Genomic DNA, 14,353 nt, shown 5'->3' with positions numbered 1-14,353 from the left:
GTTAGCGCCAGAAGTGTTCGGCCTGTGACAAAGCTTTAAACGCTTTCATGGCATCCAGTTTTAGCACCTCTAGTCTCGCCGCAATCCAACCTACGGCAAACCAGGCGTGCGGTTGTGTTGTTTTTAAGCCCTCAAAACGCTCGCTCGCCACGGCCAGATCATTCATTTCTCCCAGCACGTCTTGGACCACCGCGAGGCTCTTGCGGTATTGTTTGAGACGGTTAACGGGTAGCAGCGATTCACAAAACTGCAAGCAGTAACGAAGCCGCTTGGCTCGTTTGCGAAGCTCATGCCGAGACTCGATATCGAGTTTGTCAAACATCAGACCTTCACGGGTGACTTGTCGATGCCATTTTTTTAGCTTGTTCGACAGCGTCTGTGTGAGGGTTAACTCGACGGCAATTGTTGGTGTCAGCGGGATAATCTGAGCTTGCACGCTTTCGTTGGCGTCATCGCCGTGGTAGTCGCTGTTGTGATGGCTGTTGTGAGGGTTGGTGTTAGCGCTGGTGTTAGGGCTGGCGTGAGCGTTCACTGGATTGTTCACTTGGCTGGTCGCTCGGTTCTTCGACTGACTATCGAGCGGTTTCGCGCTAGTGACGTGAGGGGCTGTCGCGCCAGGTTCAAGATGGGTTTTCGTCGAAGGCTCTGTGACGTTAATCCCGGCTGCTGGTGCCGCAGACAAATCGACCCCAATCGTCCAGGCCAGCATGTCTAGCAGCCAGGTTTGAAAACTTCGGCTGGCGCACAGTTCTGCGGCATTGTCTGCTGTGATTTCGCTATCGAGCCTGATCGGGGGTTGCCCGCTCGCTTCGAGCACTGGCAGCCAAGTGTCTCGTAAAACATCGTCGTCGCGCGTGCCGCCGAGTTGCGCAAAATGCTTTTTGATCTCTTCTCTTAATGCCAGCGGTGGCAGGGTAGTCAGGCCATTAAAGAGCGACCATGCCGAACGCAGGCGTCTAATCCCCACGCGCAATTGATGTACATGATCGGGTGTACCCGCACGGCAAACGTTTGCGGTATCGACTTCCGCCAACATCGCCGCATTGCGGGCAATTTGATCGAGACATTCTGTCATGACCTTTGAGAGCGCGGTCGCGGTGCTCATCTCGGGCTTTAGTTCGATGGGGTTGATGCCACGTTGCGCCCAAAACCAGGCAATGTCGCGACTCGAATCGATCACAGGGGCAGGCACCGACGCATCGGTCGGTGTGTTCGCGGTCGCCGCTAATTTGCCAGCTAGCGTCGCTAATCGGTCACCACGCTCGGCTTTGCTGCGAGCGTCGTAAATCAGGCCAAACGCCGTTTGCCATTTTTTACCTAGATGAAAGATCGCGGCTAAGTCGCCTGACATCAATTCGAACTCGATTTCCGAGACGGGCAACTCGAGCTGGCCTGCACGGATCCGGCCCACGTCGTAGGCGACTTCAACTAAACCTTGTTTTGTTCGGATTTTACGCAGGCTGCGCTTGATATCCGTCTCATAACAAACTTTCAGCGGCTCTGTCAGGCTGGCTAAGGCAGGCTCTGCAGGGGTGCCCACATAGACGCTTAAGTCGAGGATGGGCCCCGAGCGGTCGTGATTGAGTTCAAGGCGTGATAATGCATGTTCGCCAGGCATTTTGAGGGTTTGCACCCAATGGCGACCCTCTTGTCGAAGACGCAGACTAACCTTGGCTTTGACTAAGGCGCGGTTCTCGGTATCAAAATACATGGCACGCAAGGGGATGCGGGTGACGGTGCCTCGGGCTAACTCTTTTTCAACGGAGCTTTTCGAGCGTCTAGGAATACTTAGTTTTAGCTCTTGCTCTGCCATGAAGCCTCTCTCATATTTTTTGTTGCCTGCGCCGAGTGTAGGTGCAAACCCCCGTTGATTTGATGACATGTCATAAATATTTAACAATTTGTGCATGATGATATTTACTTCCAATGCAACATTCGGTCTTGAGCGATTGGCTTCGAACCTATAATGGGGTTTTAAGATCTAAAGAGACGCTGAGCTCATGTCTGTTGATAGTGCTGGTCACGCTGTATCTGCCATATCGCCCATTGCCGAGATTGTTGACGAGCTCAAAGCAGGGCGTATGGTTGTTTTGGTCGATGAAGAAGATCGTGAAAATGAAGGCGATCTCGTGATGGCGGCCGAATTTGTCACCCCAGAGGCAATCAATTTCATGGTGACCCATGGGCGTGGTTTAGTCTGTCTGACGCTGACAGAAGCGCGTTGTCAGCAGCTCAATCTGCCGCTCATGGCTGCCCGCAACGGGACTCAGTTCGGGACCAATTTCACCGTAACCATCGAAGCGGCCGAAGGCGTAGATACGGGCATTTCGGTGGCCGATCGGGCGCGCACCATTCAGGTTGCTGTGGCCAAAAACGCAAAGCCGACCGACCTTGTTCAACCTGGGCACATTTTCCCGTTGCGGGCGGTCCCCGGTGGGGTGCTGGTTCGAGCTGGGCACACCGAAGCGGGTTGCGATTTAACGCAAATGGCTGGTTTGACCCCTGCCGCTGTTATTTGCGAGATTCTCAAAGCCGATGGCACGATGGCGCGGCTACCCGATCTGATCGAATACGCCAAAACACACCAGTTGAAAATTGGCACCATCGCCGACTTGATTCACTATCGTAGTCAGCATGAATCCATCCTGAAACGACTGGGTCAACGGTCAATCAAAACCGCCTGGGGTGATTTCGAGATGGTGGCTTATGAAGACACCGTCGCGGGGCAACCCCACCTCGCACTCATCTCGGGTGAGATTGATCCCGCCCGTGAAACGCTGGTCAGAGTGCATGAGCCTACGACCGTGCTTGACTTATTCGACCTTGAAGGTCCCGGCCACACTTGGCCGGTTGGTCGTGCACTCGCCGCATTGAAGTCAGCACCTGCAGGTGTCATGGTTTTTTTGCATTGCAATAGCCCCAAAGATCGGCTGTTTGAGCAGATTGAAGCCTGGGATGCGAGTAATATGCCAGAAGGCCGCAAGCCAGCCGGCAGGATGGATTTACGTACCTACGGCATTGGTGCCCAAATACTGAGAGATCTCAACGTCGGTCAGATGCGCCTGCTCGCTCGACCGCGCAAGATCCCAAGCATTCTGCCCGGGTTCGGCCTGACCATTAACGGCTATGCCGAGCCTGACACTCAATAACCTCTCACCCCAAGGATACGCCCCATGAGCCCATTTACGCTTCCCACTGATATGAACGGTGAAGGCCTGCATATCGGGATTGTTCGCGCCCGCTTTAACGAAGACATCGGCATGATGGAGCTCGACACTTGCTTGCAAGAACTGTCAGATCTAGGTGTTGATGAACGCGACATCATGGTCATCAGCGTGCCAGGCGCGCTTGAACTAGGTGTCACCTTGGCTCGGATGGCCGAAACACTAGAGTTTGACGCGTTGATCGCGCTTGGCGCCGTCATTCGTGGTGAGACGTATCACTTCGAAATCGTCAGCAACGAAAGCGCTGCGGCGATCAGCCGTATTGCCCTCGAGACAGGCATCCCGATTGCCAATGGCGTATTGACGACCGATACCGATGAGCAAGCAGAAGAACGCGCAGGCGACAAAGGTCGCGATTGCGCGCGTTGTGCCGTTGAAATGGCTAATTTGATTTCTGCACTTGAACCCGAGTCAGATGAAGACGAAGAAGACGAAGAATGAGTCAAGAGCAATCCGCCAGTGGGCCACCGCGCAGCGCTCGTCGTCGCGCGCGCGAACTCGCCTTGCAAGGCGTCTATGCGTGGCTGCTGAGCAAGACCGATAGTCAGGTAAATGCCGGTGAAATCGAAGCGCACATGCGCGACGAAGAAGAGTTTGATCAAGCGGATGCGCGTTGGTTTAGAACGATCTTGCATGGCTCAATCAGAGATGCTGCGTCACTTCGTGAACAGTTCGTCCCTTTCATTGATCGCCCGCTCGACGAGCTGTCGCCGATCGAGCACGGGATTTTGTTGATTGGTAGTTTTGAACTGGTTCATCAGATCGATGTGCCTTACAAAGTGGCCATCAACGAGGCGGTCGAGCTCGCCAAATCATTTGGTGGCACTGACGGGTTTAAATTCGTCAATGGCGTGTTGGATAAATTGGCAGCACAAGTCAGGTCTGTCGAGGTGGCGGCCTATTCGGCCCGTCGATAGCGTGGATTGGCTTCGAGATGGCCTCTGAATTTGATCTCATCAGTCGGTATTTCAAACGGCCAGTCGACCCCACTCTGTTAGGGGGCGGGGACGACTGCGCTTTGTTGTCAGTGGCACCAGGTAAAAGGCTTGCCGTTAGTAAAGATTTGTTACTTGAAGGGCGGCACTTTTTTTCTGACGTTGATCCCTTCGCACTTGGGCACAAGGCCCTGGCGGTTAATCTCTCTGATCTCGCTGCCATGGGGGCCAAGCCCATCGCCTGCTTACTCGGCTTGGGTCTGCCAAGCTGGTCTGATTCGTGGCTTGAAGCCTTTGCTCGTGGGTTTTATGACGTGTCGGATCGTTACCAATGCCCCTTGATCGGTGGCGACACGACCCGCAGTCGACAGGACATCATGCTGAGTATCACGGTCTTTGGCGAAGTGGACGAAACCGTTGTGCTCAAGCGCAGTGGTGCGCAGGTCGGTGACGATATCTGGATATCGGGTGAATTGGGTGCGGCAGATATGGCGTGTCGTATGCTCAGTGGCGATCTGCCGCAGCAAACCGATTGGCTTGTCGCCACGCGCGAAGCGCTTGAGCTACCTACCCCACGCATTGCGCTTGGTCAGGGCTTACTGGGCAAGGCCAATAGCGCCATCGACGTGTCAGACGGTCTGCTGCAAGACCTAGGTCATATCCTCGAACAAAGCCAAGTGGGTGCAGTGCTTGAAGAAGCGCGCTTACCGGTCCACCCTGTCGTAAAACATCTTTCGCGATGCGCCCAAAGACAAGCAAGTCTGGCGGGCGGTGACTTGTATGAACTTTGCTTTACCGCAGCGACCACCCAACGCGAGGCCATTGAACGACTCTCAACGTCACTCAGTGTGCGGCTGACGAGGATTGGCCGAATCACGGAAGGTTCGTCGCTTTCCGTACTCGATGACACTGGACAGGCCTTGACTGAATTGCCCGAGAGTTTCGATCACTTTAAGGGACGCCTGTGAACCCTAGCCCCGATGATCACCAAGTGGTTGGTGTTTCAGTGCGACATCGCACCGTTTGGCCGAGCCTGAAATGGGTCCTGAGTTCTCCCGAGCGATGGCTGATGTTTGGCTTTGGCTCGGGCTTATTGCGACCCGGTGCAGGCACGTGGGGCACTTTAACCGCCTGGCTTATCTGGAGCATCGCGACCCCCTATCTGACCGATCAACGAGTGATCCTCGTGTTGATACTGGGGTTTGTTTATGGTTCTTGGGCTGCTGGTCGCGTCTGCCGGTCACTCAAGGTGCACGACCATGTCGGGATTGTCTGGGATGAAATCGTGGCATTTTGGCTGGTCCTGTGGCTGACGCCAAGCACGTGGTGGTTGCAGTTAATCGCGTTCGGGGTATTTCGTTTTTTTGATATCGTCAAACCCGGAGGCATCAAACAGATTGACGCACGAATTAAAGGTGGTCTCGGTGTCATGGTCGATGATCTTGTCGCGGCAGCCTATACCCTAATAGTCATTGCGGTGTTGGTACAGTTTGGGGCGAAATGATGGGTGAAACGGTGAATGAAAAGGCCAACGACATGATCGGTCAACCAATGAACGAACGATCGGCGATCGAAACTTCGGTTATCCGATTGAGTTACGCCTTGCTCGAGCGCAAGGGCTGGCTGGCCACCGCAGAGTCTTGCACAGGTGGGCTGGTTGCGGCCGCCGCGACGGCTATTGCAGGATCAAGTCGCTGGTTCGATCAAGGGTGGATCACCTACAGCAATGCCGCTAAGCAGGCACAGCTTGGGGTAGCCGCCGAGACGCTGAGCGCGCACGGCGCAGTGAGCCTAGAGACTGCAGCAGAAATGGCAAAGGGTGTTCTCAACCACGCACCCCGAGCCACCTTGGCCCTCGCCATCACCGGGATTGCAGGCCCGGGCGGCAGCTCACCTGGCAAGCCTGTTGGTTTTGTATGCTTTGGTTTCGCTCAACGATACCCAACGGGTGAAGTGCAGGTAGGCACCGAGTCACGGGTGTTTGCAGGTGATCGCCAAGCGGTGCGCGAGGCATCCGTCAAATTTGCACTTGATACCGTCTTTGAGGTGCTCAGCGCTATTAACGGTGGGCGTTGATTGAATCTCGCGTTTCGCGAGCAGCAAGCGAGGCAGCTTCCGTCCAGTGACCGGGGCCTTGAGCATACAAAATGGCACGAGACGAGTTAATCATCATCCCCTGCTTGTTTGAGTTGCACCCTGCAGCGCACGTTGCCGCAATATCGCCGCCCTGTGCGCCTATGCCTGGTACCAAGAGAGGTACCTCATCGCCAATCGCCTGACGAACCGCGGCCAGTTCATTGGGGTAGGTCGCACCGACCACCAAACCGCATTGACCGTCGCGATTCCATTTGTTGGCGACCAAGTCAGCCACACGCATATACAAAGGGATACCGTCTGTCTCTAGAAATTGCAAATCCGATCCCCCAGCGTTTGAGGTACGGCACAAGACGATGACCCCCTTGCCTTCCCAATCGAGATAAGGCTCGACAGAGTCAGCACCCAGATAAGGACTGACCGTCACCGCATCTGCACCGTAGCGACCGAAGACCTCTTTGGCGTACTGCACCGCGGTTGCGCCAATGTCGCCGCGTTTGGCATCCAGCACAATGGGCAATTTGGGATGATTTTCACGGATATAGGCGCAAATATCTTCGAGCTGACCCTCCGCTCTTGCCGCAGCGAAATAGGCGATTTGCGGCTTGAAACCGCACACATAAGGCGCAGTTGCATCCACAATGCGCCGACAAAATTCAAAAATGGCATCAGGCCGCTCTTTGATTTCAACGGGCAATCTTGTTGTGTCTGGGTCTAAGCCAACCATCAAAAGTGAATTTGATTCGGACCAAGCGCGAGTGAGTTTTTGAATGAATGACATGTGGATTGAGTCTGATACCAGATAGAACTTGGATTATGGACGTGAACAGGGTTAAATGATAAGAAAGGGGGCGGTAAGGCAAGAGATCTTACCTATTTTAAACGCGCGCGCGGCATGCATTGAATTTATCCAATCAGGTCGCAGCAGAAGACACATTTTTAGGATGAACAGCAATGACTGAAGTTGTTAACTATGAGCAGGACGACTTGGGTGTCGTGACCTTGACACTCAATCACCCTGAAACACGTAATGCCCTGACTGGCACTGGCATTACAGAGGGTTTGTTAGCCGCTTGTGAACGGATTGAGCACGATCCAAGCGTGCGGGCAGTCATCATTACCGCCACAGGGACGGTGTTTTCTTCGGGGGGCAAAATCGACGAGATGCAACGCCAGATTGGCCCCGGTTTCAGCAGTGCCGTGTTGCGTCAAGAATATCGTCATGGCATTCAGCGCTTGCCGCTGGCTATCCATCAAATCGAGGTGCCAGTGATCGCTGCTGTCAATGGCCCTGCGGTCGGCGCTGGATGCGATCTCGCGTGCATGTGTGACGTTAGGGTGGCGTCAGAAAAAGCGACGTTCGCCGAGAGTTTTGTTAAAGTCGGTATTGTCCCAGGCGACGGCGGGGCTTGGTTTTTGCCACGCGTGATTGGGATGGCGCGCGCCGCTGAAATGTCGTTTACCGGCGAGCCAATCGACGCCAAAACGGCGCTCGAGTGGGGCATGGTGTCACGCGTCGTGAGCCAGGATGATTTGCTGGCCACCGCACAAACCTTGGCGAGAAAGATGGCCGTGAATTCGCCGCATGCGGTTCGGATGACCAAGCGTCTGTTGCGCGAAGGCCAAACGAGTTCGTTGGCGAATCTGCTTGAGTTATCAGCAGCCTATCAAGCCATTGTTCACAAAACCGAAGAACACGCCGTCATTGTCAACGACTTCATGGCCAAGAAGGCCGCTCGTCAGGCGGACCGGAAGTAAACCATGCCAGCCATTGCCGCCGAAGAAAAGCCCCTATCGATTAGTAATCGAGGGGTGATTCTGAGCGGCGGGGTGCTTGGTGCCTTCATCGTCACGGTGCTGGCATTTCTCTTGGCCTATGTTGAACATAATCAGGCTGAGATTGAGTGGAAACGAAATATCAAGAATTTATCCTTGTCGATTTCTGCTCACGCCAGTCAATCTCTTTTTTCTGCAACGGTGTTATTGAATGCGTTGTCTGAAGAGTTAGATACGCGTCGTTTTGACTCTCAAGCCAGCTTTCAAGCTGAGCTGAGAAGTCGCGGCGTCTTCGACTCATTGACACGAAAAACAAACAGTAATCCGCTGATTGATGTTGCTGCTATCGCTGATGCTGACGGAAACATCATTAATTTCTCGCGCTTTTATCCACCGAATCCAATCAATATCAGGGGCAGAGAGTTGTTCGAACGGTGGAAGGCCACTGAGGACAGCAGCGTTTTCTTCAGCGAACCCGTTCGCAATAGCTTGGGCAAATGGACGTTTTACCTGACTCAGCCGTTGAAGGGATCGACTGGACAATTTCTTGGTATCCTGTCGGTGGGTATATCAATTGATAACTTTTCAGACTTTTATCGAACGATTTTTTCGAATATGGGGCCTTCGGCTCAAATTCTGCTTTATCGCAGCGACGGCGCTATCGTGACCTCTTGGCCGCACAACGAGGCGCTCATTGCACACATGAAACAGAGTGAGGTTGATGAAAACGCCAGTATTCGAGGTTTTAATGACGTGTCTGTATTTGTTGCGACAACAGATAAATCGGCTCAGGCTACGTCAAAGGCAAAGAAGCTGGTCGCGATCACTAAAATTGCCGACTATCCGTTTTATATTGAAGTGTCGCTTGGTAGTGATATTTACCTTGACGCCTACTACCGCTTGCTGACGCCTATCTTCTTAGTTGCCTTTTTTATCGTCTGTTTATTGCTGTTCGCGATTAAATCTTTTTTGAGAAAAGACACTCAAATCAGTAATAACTATTATCAGAGAGCGCTGATACAGATCGAGCTATTACAGACCAAAGAACAGGTTGAAAGGCAGAATAAAGAGCTTGAAGCCAAGGTGATCGCGCGAACCGAAGAAATTGCCGAGAAACATGAACAGTTGCTCTGGAGTCATCATCAACTTGAGTCTGCCAACCGCTCCAAGTCAGAATTTTTGGCCAACATGTCGCATGAATTGCGTACCCCGCTCAACGCGATTATTGGGTTTTCAGAAATTTTGCAGCAAAAGTTCTTTGGGGCATTAAACGAAAAACAGGCTGAGTATGTTGGCGATATTCATATGTCTGGTAAACATTTACTGACTCTGATTAACGATATCCTGGATCTCGCCAAAATCGAGGCAGGCCATCTTGAACTGGATATGACGGAATTTGCGCTGGATGATTTCGTCGAGAACACCATGATCATGGTTCAAGATCGTGCTGACAAAGAAGACGTTGAGTTACGTGTGAGCATTCAGACGCAAAGTCTGTGCCGAGCAGACAAAACCAAACTTCGTCAGGTGTTGATCAATTTGCTCTCAAACGCGATCAAGTACACCAGATCCTACGGTAGTGTCACCCTCGAAGTAACGTCTCACGATGAATGGATGCAATTTGCCATCATCGACACCGGTATCGGGATGGACGAAACCGACTTAAAAGGCATTTTTGATGAGTTCAGGCAAATCGACAATGTGCCCAATCGATTGTTTCAGGGCACGGGCTTGGGCTTGTCGATCTCGCGACGGCTAGTCGAGAGTCATGGTGGACAGCTTAAGGTTGAATCACAAGTCGGTGTTGGTTCGAAGTTTTACTTTTCTATCCCCATCGCTTTGACGACGACTTAGTTGGCGCTCTGATTATCCAGATGTTGACGGACGGTCTCGATAAACAGCGGGATTTCAATGGGTTTTTGCAGAAAGTCTGTGAATCCAGCTTCGAAGATTTGCTGTTTGTCGTGTTTCATCACCGAGGCTGTTACCGCAATCACCGGGATCTTTTCAAAGCGGCTGTTGAGTTTGATTAACCCCAATGCTTCGATGCCGCTGATCCCTGGCATCCGAATATCCATCAAAATGAGATCTGGCGTCAGTGTTTCGAGCAACTCGAGCGCTAACTCACCTGACCCTGCAGATAAGGTCTGATGGCCCTGTATGGTCAAAATATCTACCATGAGCTTGAGGTTAAGTTCGTTATCTTCAACAACCAGAATCGTGGCCATTGCGCTACCTCTGAGGTTAGTGTGCGTCGGCAAATAGTGCCAGTTGAGTCTAGATATCAACCATGTAAGCTAGGGTACCGACAGCTTAGCCAAATAGCAAGGGTATCAAGCCAAGTGCCGACAGGACAAGTAAAAAGGTCAAACTCTGTCGACCTGTTTTGCGTGACGAGAGCGTATAGGCATATATCCCTTTCACCAGGTTGTTGCTGGCGGTCGCAATCAAGATGGCATTTGCGGTGAGCCCCAGTGCAACGGTGGTCGATGCCGATTGTGTCAAGCTCATGATGAAGGGATCTACATCGGTGACGCCCATCACCGCCGCAAGAACGTACATGCCTGCTGTGCCGAGATATCTGACCGCAAAATAAGTCAAGATGATCATGGCGAGAAAAATGCCCGCAAAGACGAAGGCGGTGCGCATTTCGAGCGGGTTTTTTATACTATTGTCATCAGGTGGGGCACTGTTGACGTTCAAGTCAGTGCGTGCCCATACCGCCCCAAATATAATGGCAACGCCAGCCAACGCCGCGAAAGAGGGTGCAAGTCGAGCCATCAAGTCGTGGTTAAAGATCGCTAACAGAATCGCGACGCGCGCATACATCATGCCAGACGCCATCAGTATCCCACCTGAGAAAACCCTGTCTTGTGCCACGGCCTTTGATTTGCGAGCCAACACAACGGTGGTAATGGTGGATGAGTAGGCACCGCCCAGCAGAGCAGTCAGTAAAGTACCCCCTTGCCCCTTGGTGGCCCGTTGTAGAACATAACTGGCGTAGGACACCCCACTGACGGCAACGACGACCAACCAAGTCTTGAACGGATTGATCTGAAATTCTGTGTAAGCTTTGTTCGGTAACACGGGCAGAATGACGGCACACAAGAGCAAAAATTTGGTGAACGCCAAGATATCCGAGGCGGCTACTTTTTTTGCCAGACTTTCGAGAAAGTCTTTGAGCTCAAGCAACATCACACTGGCCACGGTGATAGCAGTCGCTACCCATAACTGGTCGTGGTAGACGAGAGGGCCAATCAAATAAGTGACTAAGCCCGTCAGTTCAGAGGTAGCACCTGTGTATTCAGAGGCAGATACTTTGCGCCAGTAGGCCATCAGCAAAAATGCAGCCACCACAGCAAAACCAATAAACACCGGCATCAACTCGTGGTCAGCGAGCACGGATACGCCAAACCCAACGAGACCAATAATAGGGTAGATTCTGATCCCCCCAAACGAAAACGGCTGAGTGCTGCCTTTGTGTCCTTCGCGTTGAAGGCCGATGAGAAAGGTAAGGAACAAAACGGCAAAGATTTGAATGCCATCCATCGGCATCCAAGCAAGAAACGTTAAATCAGATAAGTGCATCGTTGCATCCTTGCCTGGGCCGAAGTTGGCTCAATTGCCTCGCGTTGTCACTGGACTTCTTTGTTGATAGTCTACGGCAATTGTCGCTTGCACAAATAGCGACTCACATAGTAAAAGACCTCGAACGGGGTTCGAGGTCTTCGTTAGTAGCAGGGCAACAAACCCGACGAATCGGGATTGTTTACGGTGTTGACTTCTTAGAAGCCCATACCACCCATGCCGCCCATACCACCCATGCCGCCCATATCACCACCAGGCATGCCACCAGCAGCTGGCTTGTCTTCAGGTGCTTCGCAAACAGCGGCTTCGGTTGTCAGCAACAAGCTGGCAACAGATGCTGCGTTTTGCAATGCAGTGCGGGTTACTTTGGTTGGATCCAGCACACCTTGCTCAACCAGATCACCGTACTCGCCGGTGGCTGCGTTAAAGCCGTAGTTACCTTTGCCGTTAGCAACGTTGTTAACCACAACGCTTGGCTCGTCACCAGCGTTGGCAACAATGGTACGCAGTGGCTCTTCGATTGCGCGCAGAACCAGCTTGATACCAGCGTCTTGGTCAGCGTTGTCGCCTTTGACTTGTGACACAGCAGCGCGTGTGCGGATCAACGCAACGCCACCGCCAGGAACAATGCCTTCTTCCACAGCAGCGCGCGTGGCGTGCAGGGCATCTTCGACGCGTGCTTTCTTTTCTTTCATTTCGACTTCAGTCGCAGCGCCGACACGAATCACGGCAACACCGCCGGCCAATTTAGCCACGCGCTCTTGTAGTTTTTCACGGTCGTAGTCTGAGCTTGCTTCTTCGATCTGAACACGAACTTGCTTGACGCGAGCTTCGATCGACTTGTGGTCGCCAGCACCGTCAATAATCGTGGTGTTTTCTTTGCCAACTTCGATGCGCTTGGCCTGGCCGAGTTCGGCCAAGGTTGCTTTCTCGAGTGACATGCCGGTCTCTTCAGAGATCACAGTACCACCGGTCAGGATGGCGATGTCTTCGAGCATGGCTTTGCGGCGGTCACCGAAACCAGGTGCTTTAACGGCAGTGGTTTTGAGGATGCCACGAATGTTGTTCACAACCAAAGTTGCCAAGGCTTCGCCTTCGACATCTTCAGCAACGATCAACAAGGGACGGCTTGACTTAGCCACTTGTTCGAGTACGGGCAACAGATCACGGATGTTACTGATCTTTTTGTCGTAAATCAGGATGAAAGGATCTTCCATCGCTGACACTTGCTTGTCAGGGTTGTTGATGAAGTAAGGTGACAGATAGCCACGGTCAAACTGCATCCCTTCAACGACATCGAGCTCGTTTTCGAGTGATTTGCCATCTTCAACGGTGATGACGCCTTCTTTACCGACTTTTTCCATTGCGTCAGCAATGATTTGGCCGATTGAAGCATCGCTGTTTGCCGAGATCGAACCAACTTGAGCGATTTCTTTGCTGGTTGTGCAAGGCTTCGAGAGCTTCTTGAGCTCTTCGACGGCGCAGATGACCGCTTTGTCGATACCGCGCTTCAGATCCATTGGATTGATACCAGCGGCCACGTATTTCAGGCCTTCAACAACAATTGACTGAGCCAATACTGTTGCTGTGGTGGTACCGTCACCGGCGTTGTCAGAAGTCTTAGAAGCAACTTCTTTGACCAATTGTGCGCCGATGTTTTCGAATTTGTCTTTGAGTTCGATTTCTTTAGCAACCGATACGCCGTCTTTGGTGACGGTTGGCGCGCCAAAAGAACGCTCGAGGACCACGTTACGACCTTTTGGGCCCAAGGTGGTTTTTACTGCATTGGCGAGAATATTTACGCCACGGACGATGCGAACGCGTGCATCATCACCGAATAGAACTTGTTTAGCAGCCATTTAATTTCCTTCGTGTCTGTCTGGGGTGTATTACAGGACCACGGCGAGAATTTCTTCTTCGCGGATCACGAGCACTTCTTCGCCGTCAACTTTTACAGTCTGACCAGCATATTTGCCGAACAAAACTTTGTCGCCAACTTTGACATCCATCGGCAATACTTTGCCATCTTCAGTTTGTTTGCCGGGACCAACAGCGAGAATTTCGCCTTGATCGGGCTTCTCAGCAGCGCTTTCTGGGATGACGATGCCTGACGCAGTCTTACGCTCATTATCCAGGCGTTTGACGATCACGCGATCGTGCAGGGGACGCAGGGCCATAGGGAACTCCTGTAAAAGGTTAAAGATAAGGTTAGTAGTAAGGATCGCAAGAGCATTGCTAGCACTCATCTACTACGAGTGCTAATTATAAGGTCGGTTTTGAGGATTGCAAGGGGGGGGATTGTGTAGAGTTTCTGTAGTTGTTGTTGTCGATTTGTAGAGTTTCACTTAACTTGCAACTTTGTTCACTTAACTTGCAAATCCTTTGTGGAGTTTTAGTTAAGTTGACAGTCTGTTCAACTAACTCGACAACGATTGTGATGATTGCCCCCATCTCTTGACAGGGTATTTCAAAACAGATGATCAGACAGTCCAACACCGCGAGCAGGCATTCTGCTGATTATGACAAGGCTGTCTGGTAAGCCGTTTTCAAAGACAAACGCGAATAGCGTTAAGAACGACATATATCGGGTCAATCCCACAGCAGCACTTGGACTTGATTTATAGTCAAGTATTGCTTGCCCTGCCCGTACGAAGTAAAAAACCAGTCACTGGCAGTAGCGCTCTGTTAGACGTTCAACAAGGGCGCCGTAGCATGATTTCACGACGGTTATCGAGT

Annotated in this window: 14 protein-coding genes; 8 read left to right on the top strand and 6 right to left on the bottom strand. The window is 52.1% G+C overall.

Annotation, left to right across the window (positions count from 1 at the left end; all coding sequences use genetic code 11):
* Position 1 precedes the first annotated feature (1 nt).
* On the bottom strand, positions 2-1,909 hold the full coding sequence (locus AC1W8Y_RS01380; RefSeq protein WP_482012671.1) for a CYTH and CHAD domain-containing protein: 1,908 nt from the start codon (positions 1,907-1,909) through the stop codon (positions 2-4).
* A gap of 91 nt (positions 1,910-2,000) precedes the next feature.
* Here AC1W8Y_RS01380 and ribBA point away from each other — a divergent pair, with 91 nt between their 5' ends.
* From ribBA to AC1W8Y_RS01350, 6 genes are read left to right on the top strand one after another with little or no spacing between them, the layout of a single operon-like run.
* Positions 2,001-3,149 carry a bifunctional 3,4-dihydroxy-2-butanone-4-phosphate synthase/GTP cyclohydrolase II gene (gene ribBA / locus AC1W8Y_RS01375; RefSeq protein WP_482012670.1) on the top strand — a complete coding sequence of 383 codons (1,149 nt, stop codon included), beginning with the start codon at positions 2,001-2,003 and terminating at the stop codon, positions 3,147-3,149.
* 24 nt (positions 3,150-3,173) lie between these two features.
* The gene (gene ribH, locus AC1W8Y_RS01370; protein WP_482012669.1) at positions 3,174-3,665 is read left to right on the top strand and encodes a 6,7-dimethyl-8-ribityllumazine synthase; all 492 of its coding nucleotides are present in this window, start codon (positions 3,174-3,176) and stop codon (positions 3,663-3,665) included.
* Positions 3,662-4,141, top strand: coding sequence for a transcription antitermination factor NusB (gene nusB / locus AC1W8Y_RS01365; protein ID WP_482012668.1), 480 nt, complete (start codon positions 3,662-3,664; stop codon positions 4,139-4,141). The genes ribH and nusB overlap by 4 nt, the downstream gene beginning before the upstream one ends.
* A 17-nt stretch (positions 4,142-4,158) precedes the next feature.
* Positions 4,159-5,127, top strand: coding sequence for a thiamine-phosphate kinase (gene thiL, locus AC1W8Y_RS01360; protein WP_482012667.1), 969 nt, complete (start codon positions 4,159-4,161; stop codon positions 5,125-5,127).
* Entirely contained in the window at positions 5,124-5,663 is a 540-nt protein-coding gene (locus tag AC1W8Y_RS01355; protein ID WP_482012666.1) for a phosphatidylglycerophosphatase A family protein, read from the top strand. Before thiL ends, AC1W8Y_RS01355 begins: the two co-directional genes overlap by 4 nt.
* Positions 5,663-6,235, top strand: a complete 573-nt coding sequence (locus AC1W8Y_RS01350) for a CinA family protein (RefSeq protein ID WP_482012892.1) — start codon at positions 5,663-5,665, stop codon at positions 6,233-6,235. The genes AC1W8Y_RS01355 and AC1W8Y_RS01350 overlap by 1 nt, the downstream gene beginning before the upstream one ends.
* Here the strand turns inward: AC1W8Y_RS01350 and pyrF are convergent.
* On the bottom strand, positions 6,219-7,034 hold the full coding sequence (gene pyrF / locus AC1W8Y_RS01345; protein ID WP_482012665.1) for an orotidine-5'-phosphate decarboxylase: 816 nt from the start codon (positions 7,032-7,034) through the stop codon (positions 6,219-6,221). The genes AC1W8Y_RS01350 and pyrF overlap by 17 nt on opposite strands.
* A 173-nt stretch (positions 7,035-7,207) precedes the next feature.
* Here pyrF and AC1W8Y_RS01340 point away from each other — a divergent pair, with 173 nt between their 5' ends.
* Entirely contained in the window at positions 7,208-8,011 is an 804-nt protein-coding gene (locus AC1W8Y_RS01340) for a crotonase/enoyl-CoA hydratase family protein (RefSeq protein ID WP_482012664.1), read from the top strand.
* Between the two features lie 3 nt (positions 8,012-8,014).
* Positions 8,015-9,883, top strand: a complete 1,869-nt coding sequence (locus tag AC1W8Y_RS01335) for a sensor histidine kinase (RefSeq protein WP_482012663.1) — start codon at positions 8,015-8,017, stop codon at positions 9,881-9,883.
* On the opposite strand, the gene AC1W8Y_RS01330 is transcribed toward AC1W8Y_RS01335, so the two are convergent.
* The 4 genes from AC1W8Y_RS01330 to groES form a co-directional block, all read right to left on the bottom strand.
* Positions 9,880-10,257, bottom strand: a complete 378-nt coding sequence (locus AC1W8Y_RS01330) for a response regulator (RefSeq protein ID WP_482012662.1) — start codon at positions 10,255-10,257, stop codon at positions 9,880-9,882. The two genes, AC1W8Y_RS01335 and AC1W8Y_RS01330, sit on opposite strands and share 4 nt — an antisense overlap.
* A gap of 85 nt (positions 10,258-10,342) precedes the next feature.
* On the bottom strand, positions 10,343-11,617 hold the full coding sequence (locus AC1W8Y_RS01325; protein WP_482012661.1) for an MgtC/SapB family protein: 1,275 nt from the start codon (positions 11,615-11,617) through the stop codon (positions 10,343-10,345).
* Between the two features lie 197 nt (positions 11,618-11,814).
* A complete protein-coding gene (gene groL, locus AC1W8Y_RS01320; RefSeq protein ID WP_482012660.1) occupies positions 11,815-13,476 on the bottom strand; it encodes a chaperonin GroEL in 1,662 nt (553 codons plus the stop codon).
* A gap of 30 nt (positions 13,477-13,506) precedes the next feature.
* Positions 13,507-13,794, bottom strand: coding sequence for a co-chaperone GroES (groES, locus tag AC1W8Y_RS01315; protein ID WP_106227491.1), 288 nt, complete (start codon positions 13,792-13,794; stop codon positions 13,507-13,509).
* Positions 13,795-14,353 lie beyond the last annotated feature (559 nt).

Source organism: Jezberella sp., from assembly GCF_964834465.1.
The sequence above is the reverse complement of the archived record's forward strand: the minus strand, read 5'-3'. Positions and strand labels throughout refer to the sequence as shown.

Coding starts and splice junctions, on each gene's coding strand:
- groL (WP_482012660.1), bottom strand. CDS start 13,476: ATGGCTGCTAAACAAGTTCTATTCGGTGATGATGCACGCGTTCGCATC.
- AC1W8Y_RS01325 (WP_482012661.1), bottom strand. CDS start 11,617: ATGCACTTATCTGATTTAACGTTTCTTGCTTGGATGCCGATGGATGGC.
- AC1W8Y_RS01350 (WP_482012892.1), top strand. CDS start 5,663: ATGGGTGAAACGGTGAATGAAAAGGCCAACGACATGATCGGTCAACCA.
- ribBA (WP_482012670.1), top strand. CDS start 2,001: ATGTCTGTTGATAGTGCTGGTCACGCTGTATCTGCCATATCGCCCATT.
- thiL (WP_482012667.1), top strand. CDS start 4,159: ATGGCCTCTGAATTTGATCTCATCAGTCGGTATTTCAAACGGCCAGTC.
- AC1W8Y_RS01335 (WP_482012663.1), top strand. CDS start 8,015: ATGCCAGCCATTGCCGCCGAAGAAAAGCCCCTATCGATTAGTAATCGA.
- groES (WP_106227491.1), bottom strand. CDS start 13,794: ATGGCCCTGCGTCCCCTGCACGATCGCGTGATCGTCAAACGCCTGGAT.
- AC1W8Y_RS01380 (WP_482012671.1), bottom strand. CDS start 1,909: ATGCACAAATTGTTAAATATTTATGACATGTCATCAAATCAACGGGGG.
- nusB (WP_482012668.1), top strand. CDS start 3,662: ATGAGTCAAGAGCAATCCGCCAGTGGGCCACCGCGCAGCGCTCGTCGT.
- ribH (WP_482012669.1), top strand. CDS start 3,174: ATGAGCCCATTTACGCTTCCCACTGATATGAACGGTGAAGGCCTGCAT.
- pyrF (WP_482012665.1), bottom strand. CDS start 7,034: ATGTCATTCATTCAAAAACTCACTCGCGCTTGGTCCGAATCAAATTCA.
- AC1W8Y_RS01330 (WP_482012662.1), bottom strand. CDS start 10,257: ATGGCCACGATTCTGGTTGTTGAAGATAACGAACTTAACCTCAAGCTC.
- AC1W8Y_RS01340 (WP_482012664.1), top strand. CDS start 7,208: ATGACTGAAGTTGTTAACTATGAGCAGGACGACTTGGGTGTCGTGACC.